This is a genomic window from Erysipelatoclostridium sp. MSK.7.34 (genome assembly GCF_019041935.1).
In the GTDB taxonomy this organism is placed as follows: domain Bacteria; phylum Bacillota_I; class Bacilli_A; order Erysipelotrichales; family Coprobacillaceae; genus Thomasclavelia; species Thomasclavelia ramosa.
Window position 1 is genome coordinate 81,287 of sequence record NZ_JAHPYJ010000007.1, and the last position, 17,105, is coordinate 98,391.

A 17,105-nucleotide genomic window follows, 5' to 3' on the forward strand; every position below is an offset into this window, starting at 1 on the left:
AGTCCTTATCAACGTGTTATTATACCTAGATATTATAACGTGTTTAGCTTATTTTGACAATCATTTTATGAGCATAATCATAAAAATAGAGCTCTTGACTGCTTTAATCGATAAGCAAAGTTATTCGATAGTTATATTTTAAATATTAAGTTTTTATTCATCCAAACCACTATTTTCAAAAAATAAAGCTTTATAAATAATCAACTTACGTTTAATTAAAACCGCTTCCCCAACAATAAAAATAATTGCACTAATATCCAGCATTGTAGGTAATACAAACGAAACTAGTAATGTAATTATAATCAATCCTAAATACTCTTTCCAAAAACTTAAATATAATTTTAGATAGGCCTTCTTTTTATGCTTCATAAATTGTCGTGAACGTTTTAGTGCCCTTAGATTTTTTACATCACTTGTTTCCATTAAATATGGAAACATTCCATAATTGCAATCAAGAAAAACATATGTTCCGATGACAATTACTAATAAAGTAATTACTATTATCCAATACTGTGCTAAGATTGAAACAATGTCCCTGCCGCCAATAATTCCAATATCACAATATGATACAAGTAATATAAATGCAACTATAACTAGAGCTAAAACAAAAACAGCAATCAGTGAATAAATAAAATAAGTCGTAAAATACTTACTGATCTTCTTTATTCCGTAAAGTGTATCATCAATTGCAGATAATTCTTGCTGATCAACAATTTTTAATGATGCGTAAACTAACCCTTGTGGCATTGTTAATGTAATTAATCCTAAAATAAGCCCTAGCACTTGACTAAAAAAATTAACGGCCTGAACAAAAATGACAGCTGATGTAATCAGAAGAACTGTCTTCGTTATCTCTCGACCGTTATTACTAATATAATTATTAGCATATTCTTTTATTGTTTTGATTGAATACACTGGCATATAAATCCCCTCCCTATTCATTTAATTGCCCTGATCAACTCTTTAATTGTTTAATTTTACACTGTGTTATTTTAAATATTTATCTATCTTCGTAAAATTAACCCAATCAATAACAATATAATATAAACACAATTAATTATATTTATTATTTTTATGTGTTAATATTATCTAAATTAATTATAACTTAGATAATATAATACTGCAACTAATATATATTATAAAAAACAGTCACACCGTGACTGTTACTTAAAATGATACATCATAATACTTCCCGCAATAGCAACATTTAATGATTCAATCGTATTAATTGGTATGTATCCAATATCATCACATTTAGCAAGAACTTCTGGATTCATCCCATTACCTTCATTACCAACAACAAAAGCCATCTTACTATAGCGATTTATCTGTGCAATATTCTTTCCATTTTCAAGTGCACTGCCAATTACCACAACACCTTTTTCTTGTAATTGCGAAATTAATTGTGTTAGATTCCCATAAATACAACTAAGGTGAAAATTGGCGCCTTGCATTGAGCGAAGTAATTTATCATTATATAAATCAACACAGTTATTAGATAAAATAACTTGATCAATTGAAAAAGCTAAAGCAGTACGAATCAAAGTACCAATATTTCCAGGATCTTGTAAATCATCTAAAAGCAAATAACGTCTTCCTTCTTTTAATTGTATTTCTTTTTGCATCCGGCACTTAGCCATAATTGACTGAGGAGACTTGGTAAATGCCAGTTTAGCCATTACTTCCTCACTTACTTCAAGTACTTCTAATTCACTGTCAATATGTTTGGTACTAATTAGCAGTTCTACTTGATTTGCTTTTAATGCCTCTGTAACAAGATGATCGCCTTCAACTAAATATGCCTTCATTTCATCACGATACTTTTTTTGTTTTAATTTCATCAATGTTTTAATTGTACTATTAGTGGTAGAAGTTATCATATTCCAATCTCCTTTAACTTTTTCTCGCGCTCTTTGTAATCCGGGAGCCTCTTTTGTACTTCTTGATAAAATAGCTTTGAGTGATTAGGCTGAATAAAATGACATAGTTCATGAACAATTACATAATCAATCAATTCTTTTTCTAGATGTACTAGAACCAAATTAAAACAAACCTTATTTTGATTTGAAAAACACGCTCCCCAACGAGCTTTTAACTTCTTAATCTGAATTACCGGCATATTTAAACTAAAATTACTTTTTAAATATTCTTTAATTTTAAATTCTAAATATTTATTTAAAATTTGTTTTAACTCTCGTTCTATTGTCTCTTGAACTTGACGATGATACACAAATAATTTATTTTCATGAAAAGCTACTTTGCGTTGATTTAAATCGCGTACAACAATTTGATAACGCTGATTAAAGATATACACATAGCCATTATTAATATATTGATATTTAGGAAGATAATTCTTAATTTGTTTTAAAACGACTTGTTGATTATCACGAATCAATTTTTCTATAGCAGTAATTGAAAAAGCCGAAGAACTATTTACTACTACTTTACCAGAAACAATCTTCAAATAACAACGTTTGATTGGTTTAAAATTTAATTGATACTCAATAATTTGACCGTCTAATTCAATTTGTCTAATTTCCATAATTTCCTCAGTATAAAATCCATTAATCTTCCTATACTAATAAAGATGAGGAGTGATTATATGGATATTCGTAAAGCTTTATTAACTAAACTGCATAATAGTTCACCTGATGAACTGAAAGAAATCATCAATGGCGGAATTGCTTCGAAAGAAGAAACAATTCTCCCAGGTCTTGGTGTATTATTTGAAGAATATTATAATTCTTTAAATAGTATGCAACAGGATGCAATGATTCATGCTATTAGCAGTTTATTAAAATAGACTCTTAGAGCCTATTTTTTCTTTGTTTAAATTCTTCTTTAATTGATCTTAATAACATAAAAATAACCAATAAAATAAAGTTTAACTTAAATAATTGATTAAAATCAATTATCAATAAAATTACCAAAATTACAATTGGAATGATACTCCCATAAGCAATCATTTCTTTCCCTTTAATAACAAGTTTACCATGATTTTTATTACGATCTTTTAGTGCATCCATTACAATTTTATATATTTCAAATAACAGATAATTCAAGATCCATAGTAATAAAAAATATGCAGTAGTATAAAAATTATCAGCAAATATCTTGATAAATGCTCTTAACGGCAGCATGTTATAATAATTTGTTATATCATAAACAAAACTAAATACTGTGATTGCAAAAGTAGCTAATAAATTACGAGCTAGATAAATAACAATAAAATCCTTCTTTATCTTATCCATAATAGTCGCCTACTTCTCTAGTTTTTAAATCAATCGCAAAAGCAAACTTCTCTTTTCCATTGCTAAAAATAATCACTACACTTAAGTCCTTATCTTTAAAACTATCATCTTCAAGATTGTATGTCCCATAATCATTACCATTGACGAGTTCTTTACTTTTACCAGTAATCTTTTTAAATACCACATAATTATCATTATCTTCTTTATCACCATTTTTATCTTTTAAATAACGGTATTCTAAAGATACTGTAGGGTATTCTTTAATCACATCATCACTTGCCGCTTTTAGTGTCCCTAAACGCATCATCGAATTAGAAATACTTGCATTTTCAATTCGATATTCTTTATTTGAACCTTCCAATTGTTCAACTGGAGTAATTTTTAAATCAACTTCACTTAACTTTTGATCATTTGCTTCTATTGTTAGTGATGCTGATTTAACATCGTCCAAATCAATTTCTTTATATTTTTTTGAGATACTTTGAATTGAATAAATCAAATTATCACTATGATATTCTTCTACAACAAATTCATAGTCAAATTTTTGTTGATTCTCTCCATATAATGATAGTTTAACTGTAGGAACAGCTCCGTTAGTTAAATTCACATCTTTAAAAATAATTCGTCCTTCTCCTAAATGAAAACTTTGACGATCCAAATACGCTTCAATATTTTCTACTTTTAATTGATTATTTTCACCTTTTAATATGTAATCATAATAAACTACTTCACCATATGTTTGAAATACAAAATCATCATACATAAAAAATAATGTTGCTGTAACAATAAGGGTAAAGATCAATGTAACTAGTAAATGCTGTTTATGTTTTTTGTCCATTTTTATCACCGGTCTTATTATAACCTATTTTTTATGAGATAGAAAGAAAAACAACCCAAGCCAAATTTACATATTAATTCCTTATTCATCATTTTTTTATGAATTTACAACTTGCTATTACTTTTAAAAACCAGATAAGCTCAAAACAGTTACTAAATTAAAAGGGATCGACTCTGCTTTTCACAAAATCAATCCCTTTTAAAATCAAATATTTAAATTATAAATACCTATTTCACAATATACTTAAAATCTATATGTATTTAAAATTATTTTACAGTAACTAATTCTAAATAGCTAGTAGTTCCACCAACACCTGGTGTTCCAGCAGTAATTAAAATTTGTTCCCCTGGTTCAACACCATTTTCTTTAGCAAGAACTTGAGCATATTCTAATTGAGCTGCACGATCATGCATAGGTTGACATACAACACCTTTTACACCCCAGTTTAAGGCTAATGAACGAGTAACTGGTTCATAAGGTGTAGCTGCAATTACCATAGATTCTGGACGATAACGAGATACACGTTTAGCAGTTGATCCACTTTCAGTATAAACAACAATAGCAGATACCTTAAATTTAGAAGCAATCTCAGCTACTGACATACAAATTGCTTCTGAAGGGTCTTCTGGAGCAGTTCTGATTGCTTTTCTTAATAATGAAGCATAATCTAAAGTTTCTTCTGTCTTTAATGCAATTTTTGTCATTGTCATAACTGCTTCTTCAGGATATTTACCTTGAGCAGACTCACCAGATAACATGATTGCATCAGTACCATCATAAATAGCATTAGCAACGTCACTTACTTCAGCACGAGTTGGTCTTGGATTTTCTTGCATACTATCTAACATTTGAGTAGCAGTAATAACAACTTTACCAGCAGCACGACATTTTTTAATTAATTGTTTTTGAATTAAAGGTACATCTTCAGCAGGTACTTCAACTCCTAAATCTCCACGAGCAACCATGATACCATCAGCTACTTTTAAGATTTCGTCCATGTTTTCAACACCTTCGCTGTTTTCGATTTTAGCGATAATTTGAATTTCAGGATGACCATTTTCAATTAATAATTTTTTAACATCTAAAACATCTTGCGCCCGTCTTACGAAAGATGCAGCAATAAAGTTTACTCCTTGTTCGCATCCAAAAGTAATATCAGCTGTATCTTTAGGAGATAAATAATCAAATCCTAATTTAATTCCTGGAACATTGATTCCACGTTTGTTTTTAACTACACCATCGTTAGCACATACACAAACAATATCTTCTCCTTCAACATGATCAACTAATAATTCAACTTGACCATCATTTACTAAAATGAAACCACCAGGTTTAACATCTTTATATAATTCTTTATAAGTGATTGTAAAACGATCACTTGTACCTTCAATATCTTCAGTAGTAATAACAGTAGTTTGTCCTTTTTTGAATTCTGTTTTTCCACCTACGAAATCACCAGTTCTAATTTCTGGTCCTTTTGTATCTAATAAGATAGCAATGTTTTTATTTAACTCTTTGCTTAACTTACGTACAGTAACAATTCTTCCACCATGTTCTTCGAAATCACCATGAGAGAAGTTTAATCTCATAACGTTCATACCAGCAAGAATTAACTTTCTTAACATTTTTTCGTTTTCACTTGCAGGCCCAATTGTACAAACGACACGAGTTTTCTTTTTTCTTTCTTTTAGTTCAAATACCATATCCTAATTTTCCTCACCTTACATTTTTATTTATATTAACGAAGCTTCATTGCATCTTCGTAAATACCAAAATCAGTTTTACGTTTATGTGATAATGTTTCTTCAATATCTAATCCTTTGATTTCTCCATTGACTTGGCTTACACATAAACCACCTTTACCAGCTTCTAATAATTCCACTGCATATACACCCATGCGAGAAGCTAAAACACGATCGCGAGCTGAAGGACGTCCCCCTCTTTGCATATGCCCTAAAACGTTCGCACGAGTTTCAAAACCTGTTGCAGCTTCTACTTTTTTAGCTAATTCGTGAACATCAGTAATATGTTCAGTAATAACTACGATTGCATGTTTTTTATCAGATTCTTTTGATGCCTTTAATCTTTCAATTACTTTTGATTCATCAAAACCAATCTCACTAGTAATAATCATTTCAGCCCCATCAGCAATTCCAGCATTAATAGCTAAATCACCACAACGACGTCCCATTACTTCTAAGATAGTACAACGTTGATGAGAACTTGAAGTATCTCTTAAACGATCTAATGCGTCAACAATTGTATTTAAAGCTGTATCAAAACCAACAGTAAAATCAGTATCTGGAATATCATTATCAATTGTTCCTGGGATACCAATACAGTTAACACCCATTTCAGTAAGTTTTAAAGCTCCATTATAACTTCCGTCTCCACCAATAACGACCAAAGCTTCCATCCCTACTTTTTTCATTTGCTCAATTGCAACTTTTCTAATTTCAGGATCTTTAAATTCCGGGAAACGTGCTGATTTCAAAATCGTTCCCCCTAAGTTAATAATATTACGAGTACTATGACGATCAAATTTAATGAAATCTCCTTCATATAACCCTTTGTATCCTAGGCGTACTCCGTATACTTCAATACCTTTATTTAAACATGTTCTTGCCACTGCACGAACAGCTGCATTCATTCCAGGAGCATCTCCACCAGATGTTAATACACCAATACATTTAACCATTGTTTTTCCTCCTAATAACCACATTTTTATTTCCAAGACATTTTAACACAAAAAGATTGATGTTTCCATCAAATCTTTAATATTTTACACTAAAACTCAAACTTTTTTTAGCGTAAATCCTTACCTTTTAATTCTACTGGAATACTAACCGCTTTCATTCTTGAAATTAGTCGTTCGACTCTTTCTTTGTCTCCAGCTTTTAAAGTATAAAGCTTTTTTAGTTTTTCCAAAGAGTATTCACTAGTAAAAAAAGTAGCTCTTTGATTTTGTAGCCGATAAGCAATTATTGCTGATAATATCTCATCACGTGACCATGACGTAACTGACTCACCACCAACATCATCAATAACCAAATAATCTAAATTTTTCATCAGCTCAATTGAACTATTGACTCCCTCATTACCAAAAGAACTTTTTAAATCCATTAGAAAAGTTGGAAAATGTATATAACCACATTTATATCCCTTGGTTACAAGACACCGAATCAAGAAGCCCATTACTGTACTTTTACCATTTCCGCCTTCACCATATAAATAAAAGCCTTTATTAGTAGGATTTTTAATATAATCCATCATCATTTTAATAACTACTCGTCCATTGCCATTAGGATCATCAATGATTGTCAAGTCACTCGGCTTCGTTAATAATATTTTATTGTTAACATTTTTTAATAAAATATCATTCAAAATCTTTTGATCATCAAAATGTGCCTGACCATAACGGCAAGGCTGTAATGAAAGCTTTACTTCGCCATCCTGATAATTAAATAGACGAACCATTCCTTTAGAAATCTTAGGACAAGATTTTAATGATTTACAGCCAATACAAACATCTAAATCTTCTTTATAATCAAGAAATTCAATCCAATTTTCTTCAATATCACGACGACTTAAATTAAACTCCTGCAATACCTTAATAATATTATGGTCATTCATTAAAGTATTAATACTATTTTCTTTATTTTTATTAAAACTATCATCATTATTAAATAAATTAATATCTTGAATACTCTTCATCTTGCCCTCCTATTCGAACTGACTTAAAAATTCATCTAACTCATCCATGTCTACATTATCATTATCAACCATATTGATTTCAGTTTCTTCATTATCATCGTTATTATTACGACGATATTTTAAGTATACATTAGCTTCATCCATCGCATCTTTAACTGTCTTGATTTTTTTTCGTTTCCACTGTGAAGCTCGTGCTTGCATAAACGCTCTTGATAAAGCATTATCACATTGGGATAGTGTTAACTCAATTAACACATTCATCACACCAGGTTCTAGATACAATGAAGTCATTATCGATTCAACGATTTGTAAATCGTGCTTTAAAGGCTCTCGCCCCCCCTGTTTATCCTTTAACAGTTGATAAGGGTTAATACTTTCTAAATAACTAATATGCTTACTTAAAGCATCATCACCTGTAACACTTTTATGAACAATTGCCTGCTTATGATAAATTTCTTTAAATGTTTCTGGCATATTCAAATCATAATAATCACGGCATTTGCTAATCAAAGCACTGTGAATTAATTTATCATTTTGAAGACAATCTTTAACTAATCCTTGCATATCAATTGCATTAATACGATACAAAGTTCCTAACTGTTTGATTACGGCTTCATCATCGGGAGTAATACATGATCTTTTTATTTGATAATCAGCAAGCCCTTGATAGAACAATGTTAAATCATAATCACTTTCAATACTCCCATAATTAGTATTAAAGTAATCTTTTTCAACCAGGACATCATCACACCCATTTAGTAAATTAATATCGAATACATCAGTGAACTTAGCAGTTACATTATTAAATCCCTCAATACTAAACGCTGATGATTTAAAACATAATTTTGTTCGATATAGCTCCTCTTGCCCTAGACGTTGTAATAGGAGTGGTCCTAGAATAGCATGATTAAAAAATTTAGTTGGTGTTAGGGGTGTTTTTAAAGCATATAAGTATACTCTTTTATTATCACTATCTTTAATATATTTAGAAACTAATCCTATCGCTTCAAGTTTTAAACTCGCTTCATTAAGCTCGGTTAAACTTAAACCGGTTATTTTAGTTAAACGGCTATGAAGGCTAGGGGCTTTAGTCAATGATAACTGATCTAATTCAGCATAAAGACTTAAATATAATCCACAAGCATTATTACCAATCAAAGGTTGATATAGTAGTTGAATACTACGCATATGAATACTATCAAGAGGATAACTTGCATTAACCGTATATAAATCAGACATCATTAACTCGCTCATCTTATCTTCCTTTCAATAATGTTTCAATTTGTTGATATAATTCATCAAGACCCTGATTATTATCTAAAACAATATCCGCTCTCATTTTCTTTTCTTCAATACTCATTTGGTTACCAATGATCAACCTTGCATAATCTTCATCAATATTATCACGCTTCATCAATCTTTTTATTTCTTCGTCCTCTTTTAAATATACAACAATTACTGCATCACATAAATATTCCAAATTACTTTCAAATAATAGCGGTATATCTAAAAAAATTAAATCAAGATGCTGATTAAGCACAATTATTTCTTGCATTTTCTTGATTACATAAGGATGAATTATTGCTTCCAAATCCTTTTTTGCTTGTTTATCATTAAAAATAATCCGACCTAAAGCTTTACGATCAATTGGTCCAGCTGGTAAATCAAAGCGATTTTTTGTTTGTTTAATACACACCTCATCAATAGTTAGTGCATCGTAAGCTAATTTATCACTATCAACCACTAGATAGCCTCGCTGTTTTAGATAATTCGTCACCGTACTTTTACCAGTTGCAATACTGCCTGTTATTCCTAAAACCTTCACTTACATCATCTCCCGTACTGCCTCTAGTATCTTAGCACAATTGATGCTATGGTCAAGACTCATTATTGTACTTTCAACCTGACCATTTTCTATTAGATCATTAAAATGTACGATTTCACTATAAAAATCATCATGATCATATTCAATGTGATATTTGAATATTTCACCACTATTTAAAATAACTTCTAAATCAAGCGGCCGATGAATTGGTCGAATTATCATTTTACCAAGCGTTCCTGTCAATACTGCCTGGTTTTCTTTATTTCGATCCATCGCACATTCAACAATACCAGTTTGTTTCCCAAAATTTAAAATAGCTTTTACATATGTATCAACACCACAATCATGATATTTACAAGTAACATCGACAGTATCCAAAGGTACTTTAAAATAATCATCTAGATAAGCAATATTATAAATACCCAAATCTAATAAACAACCACCCTGCTTTATATCAAACAGATAAGAATTCTGATTATAATCAACTTTACCGCAAAAACTAGTTTCAAGACATTCAAGTTCACCAATAATTCCTTCACTAACCAAACTTTTTGCTTCTTGATAACCAGGTACAAAACGAGTTTTCATCGCTTCCATAAATAAAATATGATGCTTTTTAACTAAATCTTTTATTTCTTCCATTTCTGCAGTATTCATTGTAGCTGGCTTCTCAACTAAAACTTTCTTATTAGCAAGAATAGCTTTTTTGACCCATTCAAAATGATATAAATGCGGTAAGGCAATATAAACCGCTTCAATTTCAGGATCATCCAAAACAGCTTGAAAACTATCATAAGCTTTATTACATGGATGTTTTTCTTGAAAAGCTTTTGCCTTCTCTAGCGTTCGACAACTAACGGCTTCTAAATTAGCACGTGAATCTTGAGCCAGAGCTTCACAGAAACGATGAGCGATCCGACCAGCTCCAACTATTCCCCAATTAATCATTTTACCTTCTCCTTTTTTGACAATGCTTACAGTAATAAGTCCCACGACCTTTTATTGCTACTTTGGTAATCTCACCACCACAAATTGGACAAACTTTTTGTAAGTGGGCTTTTAATTTAACTTGAAATAAACCATCGATCCCATTCGCTGAAAATGAATGAATCGTAGTTCCTCCTTGAGCAATCGCTTCATTTAAAATTGCTGATGACACCTCAATAAGTTCCTGAACACTCTTTTTCGTTAATTTACATGCCGGTGTATTTGGATTTAAACCCATTGCAAAACATATTTCATTTGCGTAAATATTCCCAATCCCCGCAATAATACTTTGATCCAAAATAGCATGTTTAATTGGTAAATTACTTTTATGTAATTTTGGATAAATATCTTCCAACTTGGCATTAAAAGGCTCTGGACCCAATTTGCAAAGGGGGATTTCATTCATATAATTATCCAGACTAACTAATTTCATACGACCAAATTTACGAGTATCGTTATAGCGTAACTGCTTATTATCGTCAAGATTGAAAATGATATGATCATGTTTATTTAACGGCTCATCATGTTCAACATAATGATACTTTCCTTCCATACGAAGATGTGAGACAAATGCAATATCATCTAATTTAAAGATTAAAAATTTTCCAGCCCGATCAATATCATTAATAGTCTGATTTGTACAGGCTTCAATAAATTCCTCAACATCATCTTCAATAATATTAGGATATAATACATCGATTGAAATAATTTTTTTATTCAAAACAAAATTTTTTAACGTTCTACGAACAGTTTCAACTTCTGGTAGTTCTGGCATAATTATCTCCTATTTAAGTTCATACCAATTAACGGCATAACTTCCTTCTGCTTTTAATTCAACATCCATCTTAATTGCAGTCGTCATTCCTTTAGCAACAATTTCCATAACTTCTTGTAATTCTTCTTGATAAACATCAAAGATCAATTCATCGTGTACTTGTAAGATCATCTTAGATTTTAATTGGTGTTTCTTCAATAGCTCATCAACTTTGATCATTGCAACCTTAATAATATCAGCTGCCGATCCTTGTATTGGTGAATTCATTGCTAATCGTTTTCCAAACTCTTGACGCATATAATTTTTTTCATTAATTTCACGAATAAAACGTTTCCGATTCAGCATCGTTGTAACATAACCATTTTTCTTACAAAAATCAATATTACTATCCATATATAATTTTATCTCAGGATAGTTTTCAAAATAACGCTTGATAAATTCACGCGCTTCCCCTACGCTTACTCCAACTTGTTCTGCCAAACCAAAATCAGACATTCCATAAATAATTCCAAAGTTTACAGCCTTAGCATTACGTCGCATCGTACTATCAACTTGTTCTTCAGGTACTCTAAATATTTCACTAGCAGTATGGCGATGAATATCTTTATCTTCGTTAAAAGCTTTGATCAATGATTTAACACCCGCTAAATGAGCCAAGACTCTAAGTTCAATTTGTGAATAATCAAAAGATACTAAATAATCATATTCCGGAACAAAAGCTTTACGAATGAGTTTTCCTTCTGGTGTTTTAACAGGTATATTTTGCAGGTTAGGATCGGTTGATGATAACCTTCCTGTTTGCGTCAACGCCTGATTATAGATTGTATGAATCTTCCCATCTATAAAAACTTGATCTTGTAATCCTATAATATATGTAGAATATAATTTAGAAAGCGTTCGATACTTTAAGACTTTATCAATAATCGGATGTATATCTTTTAGTTTATTCAAAATATCTACTGATGTAGAATATCCTGTTTTCGTTTTCTTACCATTGGGCAAACCTAAATCCTCGAATAAAACTTCTCCCAACTGTTTAGGTGATGCGATATTAAACTCTCTATTAGCAAGCGTATGAATCTCTTTTTCTAAAATATTAATTTCACGACCGAATTGTTCCTCTAGTTGTTTTAAAACAACAGAATCAACTTTTGCCCCTTGAAACTCCATACGTGCTAAAATTTTTGCAACTGGCATTTCAACATCTTTATATAATTCAAATTGATTTTCATTATTCAATTTTTCAATTGCCTGATCCTTTAAAATATAAATAGCTTTTGCCTGTTTAATTAAATGCTCTGCTACTCTTGATGTTTCAGGAACCTTCTTCTTTGCACCCTTTCCATATACTTCTTCATCATAAAAAACATCGTAATACTCATAATACTCACAAACACTGCGAATCTCATCTTTTAAACTTGGATTCAATATATAAGAAGCTAATTGAAGATCAAAAACATAATTTTCTATTTCAAGGCCATGCCATTTTGCTGCATTAATACTCTTTTTAATATCATAACCATATTTTTCAATTTTCTTATCACTAATAAAATTTTTAAAATTAGTACAATTTAAGGCATCCTCAGTCCCAATGAAATAAGCTTCACTATCGTTATAAACTGCAAATCCAACGATCATTGACCGATGATAATTTGTATCATACACACCTACAACCAATGAACTATCACGCTTAATAATTGGTAATTGAGTTACGATTTTAACATCGACTGCTTTTTCAGCCTGAACCTCCTCATTATTCAAAGACATTCTTTTTAATAATGAATTCATGCTGTAACGTCGGTAGAATTCAGCTAACTCATTATAATCATGTCCTTGATAACGATATTCTTCTAAATCAATTTCCATCGGCACATCTTTAATAATTGTTGCAATTCGCTTTGATAACAATCCCTGATCAATATTATCACGAATTTTTTCACCCATCTTTCCTTTTAAATCATCAAGATGTTCGCTTAAATTCTCAACTGTATGATATTCCTTTAGTAATTTTAAAGCTGTTTTTTCTCCAACTCCGGGAATCCCTGGAATATTATCAGATTTATCACCCATCAATCCTTTTAAATCGCGCATTTGATCAGGAATCAAACCATATATTTCTTTAAATTTAGCAGGGGTGATTTTTTCTAATTCTCCTACCCCCTTCTTAGTAAGATAAACACTAATATTATCATCAACTAATTGGAGCATGTCTTTATCACTTGTAACAATACTTACTTTAAAACGTTGTTTGCTTGCTTTAACAGCAACAGTTCCAATAATATCATCGCCTTCATACCCTTCGATTTCCTGATAACGAATTCCATGAGCTGTTAAATATTCACGAATCATTGAAAACTGACAAGCTAATTCATCAGGAGTGGCGCTACGAGTTCCTTTATAAACTTCAAATAAATCATTTCTAAAAGTTTTTTTACCGTAATCAAAGGCAACAACTAAATACTCAGGATTACCCTTTAAAATACTTTCTAACATATTGGCAAATCCATACACTGCATTAGTAGGAACACCATCTTTATTTACCATTAAATTTCCCATTGCTGCCGTTGCATAATAAGCACGGTACAACAACGAGTTTCCATCAATCATTACTAATTCTTTCATTTCTACCTTCCTTAACGTACATTTTTTGCTTGATTTATTATTAGTGATAGTTTATCACGATAATTAACTCTACCTTCAATTAAACAAATCTCACCACGTACTAATATTTTCTTTAAAACTTGAAAACTTGAAGCAAAGACAACAGCATCTACTTCACCAGTTTCATCGTAACCATCAACAAAGCACATCTCTTGTCCTTTTTTATCAACAATCACTTTTACTCTCGATAATGCCATAATAACTCTAACCGGCTGATCAATATAATTGGATAATTCATTTAAATTAACTATTTGCTCCTTTAAGTTATTCTTGATCAAAGCAATCGGATGCATTGTCAAATATACTCCAAGGACCATCTTTTCTTCTTCCAATACTTTGATCCGATTATCACGAACGATCGTTAGGATCGGTGGTTCATCGATTCCAATTGAATTTTTCAATTCTGCATATTCCATAATCTTATGTAAATTTTGTTTAATTGTCGTGCGATTTAATTTAAACTCATCAAAAGCTCCTGCCATAATTAAACTATCAAGCATTTTACTATTTAATTTGCTTGATTCCATTCTAGAAACAAAATCAAATATATCTTTAAAAGTACCATTTTGACGCTCTGCTTCAATTGCTTTATATCCTGCATAACCAACATTTTTAATCGCTAATAAAGAATAACGAATATTGCCATCTTCAACTTTAAAGCGATCAGTTGAATAATTGATTGATGGTGCCAATAGTTTAACACCATATTTTTTTCCCTCTTGGATACAACTAAGTTTACTTGCATCACTACTTTGTTCATTTGATAATAAAGCACTAAAAAATTCTAATGGAAAGTTCGCCTTTAAATATGCTAACCAATAGGCAATATATCCATAGACAACCGAATGTGATTTATTAAAACCATAGTTAGCAAACCTTTCAATCAATTCAAACACTTTAACTGCTTCGAGCTCACTAAACCCATTAGCAATTCCCCCTTGAATAAATTCACTCTTCATCGCTTTCATTAAACTCGCTGTCTTTTTTGACATTGCTTTTCTCAAAATATCCGCTTTAGCTAATGAAAATCCAGCAACTAATTGTGCCGCCTGCATAATTTGTTCTTGGTATAAAAGAATTCCATATGTAGATTTTAAAATTGGCTTTAAACATTCTAATGGATAAGTTATTGGTTCTTTGCCTTTTTTTCGAGCGATATATGAAGGAATATTAGCCATCGGTCCTGGTCTAAATAATGCGATTGCAGCAATAACATCATCAAGACAATCACATTGCATCTTAACTAATAAATTTTTCATTCCTGAGGACTCTAATTGAAAGATTCCAAAAGTATCACCACGACTGATCATTTCATAAGTTTTTTTATCCTGAAGATCAATGTCGTTAATATTAATTTCAACTTGATGATTCTTAGCAATATCTTTAATAATATAATCAATGATCGTTAAATTCTTTAAACCTAAAAAGTCCATTTTGAGCAAGCCGACTTCTTCGATATAATCTTTTGAATATTGAGTTACAACTCCATTGTTAGGACCTCTGACAAGCGGGACAACTTGGTCCAATACGTCATTTGATAAAACCACTCCCGCTGCATGCGTTGAAATATTACGTGGCAATTTTTCAACAATAAAAACAGCAGGCATGATCTTTCTTAATGCAGGATCTTTATTCACCATTGATTGAAAACTATATGATGTTTCAAAAACTTCTCGAGCACTCTTACGATTCTTATAATTAGTAGGAATATTTTTAGTTAACAATTCTAATCGTGGCAAGGGTACCCCTAGTACTTTTCCAAGATCTTTAATTGCTACTTTAGGACCATAAGTAGAAAAAGTAACGATTTGCGCTACATGCTCATGACCATATTTTTCAGTAACGTAATTTACAACTTCATCACGACGGTCATCTTGAAAATCAATATCAATATCAGGCATACTAATTCTTTCTTCATTTAAAAAACGTTCAAATAGTAAGTCATATCGCAATGGATCTACTCCAGTAATTCCCAATACATAAGCCACTAGGCTGCCAGCCGCTGAACCACGTCCTGGGCCAACTAAGATCTTATGCATTTTAGCATATCGAACATAATCAAAAACAATTAAAAAATAGTCATTAAATCCCATCTTATTGATTACTGTTAATTCTTTTTTTAAGCGTTCAATATATTCATTAGGAATGTTTTTTCCTTTAAATCGTTTTTTCAAACCAACTAAACATAATTGCCTTAAGTAATCACCAGCATCGCCATCTTTAGGAACTGGGTATTTAGGTAAATGCATTTGATCTGTTGGAATGGTTACATTACACAGTCGTATTATATCGTTAGTATTTTCAATATATTTTTTATCAAAAAGACTCTCCATTTCAAAACTAGATTTTAAATATAATTGATCAGTTTGAACTTGGTGTTCTAAATCTAACATCATTCCTTTAGCGGAAGCTTGTAAAAGATCTAAAGTAAAAGCCTCATCTTTATTTAAATAACGGACCTCATTGGTTACACAAATGGGAATATTTTGGAGAGTTGCTAAAGCGACTAAACGTTCATTTAATTTTTGTTGCATTGCAATACCATGGTTTTGTAATCCTACATAAAAATTATTAAAAGTGTTTTTAAACAGTTCTAAATACTTTAACGCCTCCGAATCCAGTTCCTTTAGGATAAGTCGTTCAATAATTCCTTCTTTACATGCTGAAATTACAAATAGATGTTCACGATATAATGACAGTGCCTCTAAACTAATCGCACCTCTTTCACTCAAACAAATTTCACTAGTTATTTTAACCAAATCAAAATAACCCGTCACGTCCCTTGCCAATAGTAATAACGGATATATCTCATGATTGATTTCAACACTTGCTTCTAACCCAAAGACTGCTTTAATACCGTATTTTTTAGCATATTTAGCTAGTTCCATTGCCCCATACATGTTATCTTTATCAGTTAAAGCTAGCGCCTCATAGTGGAGATCACTAGCTTTTTTTACCAAGTCCTCAATTAAGATAGTACTATTTTGAAAACTATATGAACTATAAACTTGTAAATGTCCTAGCATCTATCCCCACATCCTTTCTATTGTGTAT

15 protein-coding genes and 1 other annotated feature (1 of these 16 cut by a window edge) are annotated in these 17,105 nt (G+C 31.0%); of the genes, 1 reads left to right on the top strand and 14 read right to left on the bottom strand.

The features are described from left to right. Positions 1-21, bottom strand: a binding site (T-box leader); it reaches 180 nt to the left of the window's first position. A 132-nt stretch (positions 22-153) separates the two neighbouring features. The 3 genes from KTF99_RS06930 to KTF99_RS06940 all read right to left on the bottom strand — a co-directional run bounded on the left by KTF99_RS06930 (position 154) and on the right by KTF99_RS06940 (position 2,542). Beyond that, complete coding sequence (locus tag KTF99_RS06930; protein ID WP_008792768.1) at positions 154-921, bottom strand: DUF975 family protein; 768 nt, start codon at positions 919-921, stop codon at positions 154-156. A 242-nt stretch (positions 922-1,163) separates the two neighbouring features. Continuing rightward, on the bottom strand, positions 1,164-1,880 hold the full coding sequence (locus KTF99_RS06935) for a TrmH family RNA methyltransferase (RefSeq protein WP_009009417.1): 717 nt from the start codon (positions 1,878-1,880) through the stop codon (positions 1,164-1,166). Then, positions 1,877-2,542: a M48 family metallopeptidase gene (locus KTF99_RS06940; RefSeq protein ID WP_029482438.1), complete on the bottom strand. Its 666-nt coding sequence runs from the start codon at positions 2,540-2,542 to the stop codon at positions 1,877-1,879. Before KTF99_RS06940 ends, KTF99_RS06935 begins: the two co-directional genes overlap by 4 nt. Positions 2,543-2,602: 60 nt before the next feature. On the opposite strand from KTF99_RS06940, the gene sspI reads away from it, so the two are divergent. Beyond that, positions 2,603-2,803 carry a small acid-soluble spore protein SspI gene (gene sspI, locus KTF99_RS06945; RefSeq protein ID WP_008792770.1) on the top strand — a complete coding sequence of 67 codons (201 nt, stop codon included), beginning with the start codon at positions 2,603-2,605 and terminating at the stop codon, positions 2,801-2,803. Positions 2,804-2,807: 4 nt separating this feature from the next. Here sspI and KTF99_RS06950 read toward each other — a convergent pair whose 3' ends face one another. From KTF99_RS06950 to dnaE, 11 genes are all read right to left on the bottom strand, one after another. Next, positions 2,808-3,251, bottom strand: coding sequence for a hypothetical protein (locus tag KTF99_RS06950; protein WP_003534502.1), 444 nt, complete (start codon positions 3,249-3,251; stop codon positions 2,808-2,810). Beyond that, complete coding sequence (locus KTF99_RS06955; protein WP_003534503.1) at positions 3,244-4,089, bottom strand: hypothetical protein; 846 nt, start codon at positions 4,087-4,089, stop codon at positions 3,244-3,246. The genes KTF99_RS06950 and KTF99_RS06955 overlap by 8 nt, the downstream gene beginning before the upstream one ends. A 266-nt stretch (positions 4,090-4,355) precedes the next feature. Beyond that, positions 4,356-5,792, bottom strand: coding sequence for a pyruvate kinase (gene pyk, locus KTF99_RS06960; protein ID WP_003534505.1), 1,437 nt, complete (start codon positions 5,790-5,792; stop codon positions 4,356-4,358). A 35-nt stretch (positions 5,793-5,827) separates the two neighbouring features. Beyond that, on the bottom strand, positions 5,828-6,787 hold the full coding sequence (gene pfkA, locus KTF99_RS06965; RefSeq protein WP_008792771.1) for a 6-phosphofructokinase: 960 nt from the start codon (positions 6,785-6,787) through the stop codon (positions 5,828-5,830). Between the two features lie 107 nt (positions 6,788-6,894). Further along, positions 6,895-7,803 (bottom strand): ATP-binding protein, encoded by a 909-nt coding sequence (locus tag KTF99_RS06970; protein ID WP_003534509.1) that lies wholly within the window; start codon positions 7,801-7,803, stop codon positions 6,895-6,897. A 9-nt stretch (positions 7,804-7,812) separates the two neighbouring features. Next, the gene (locus KTF99_RS06975; RefSeq protein ID WP_008792772.1) at positions 7,813-9,057 is read right to left on the bottom strand and encodes a DnaD domain protein; all 1,245 of its coding nucleotides are present in this window, start codon (positions 9,055-9,057) and stop codon (positions 7,813-7,815) included. A 1-nt stretch (position 9,058) separates the two neighbouring features. Next, positions 9,059-9,628 (bottom strand): dephospho-CoA kinase, encoded by a 570-nt coding sequence (coaE, locus tag KTF99_RS06980; protein WP_008792773.1) that lies wholly within the window; start codon positions 9,626-9,628, stop codon positions 9,059-9,061. Then, positions 9,629-10,576, bottom strand: a complete 948-nt coding sequence (locus tag KTF99_RS06985; protein ID WP_020994206.1) for a Gfo/Idh/MocA family protein — start codon at positions 10,574-10,576, stop codon at positions 9,629-9,631. 1 nt (position 10,577) lies between these two features. Continuing rightward, complete coding sequence (gene mutM / locus KTF99_RS06990; RefSeq protein ID WP_003534517.1) at positions 10,578-11,390, bottom strand: DNA-formamidopyrimidine glycosylase; 813 nt, start codon at positions 11,388-11,390, stop codon at positions 10,578-10,580. A 9-nt stretch (positions 11,391-11,399) separates the two neighbouring features. Further along, positions 11,400-14,012, bottom strand: a complete 2,613-nt coding sequence (gene polA / locus KTF99_RS06995) for a DNA polymerase I (protein WP_003534518.1) — start codon at positions 14,010-14,012, stop codon at positions 11,400-11,402. Positions 14,013-14,023: 11 nt separating this feature from the next. Then, positions 14,024-17,077, bottom strand: a complete 3,054-nt coding sequence (dnaE, locus tag KTF99_RS07000) for a DNA polymerase III subunit alpha (protein WP_020994207.1) — start codon at positions 17,075-17,077, stop codon at positions 14,024-14,026. Positions 17,078-17,105 lie beyond the last annotated feature (28 nt).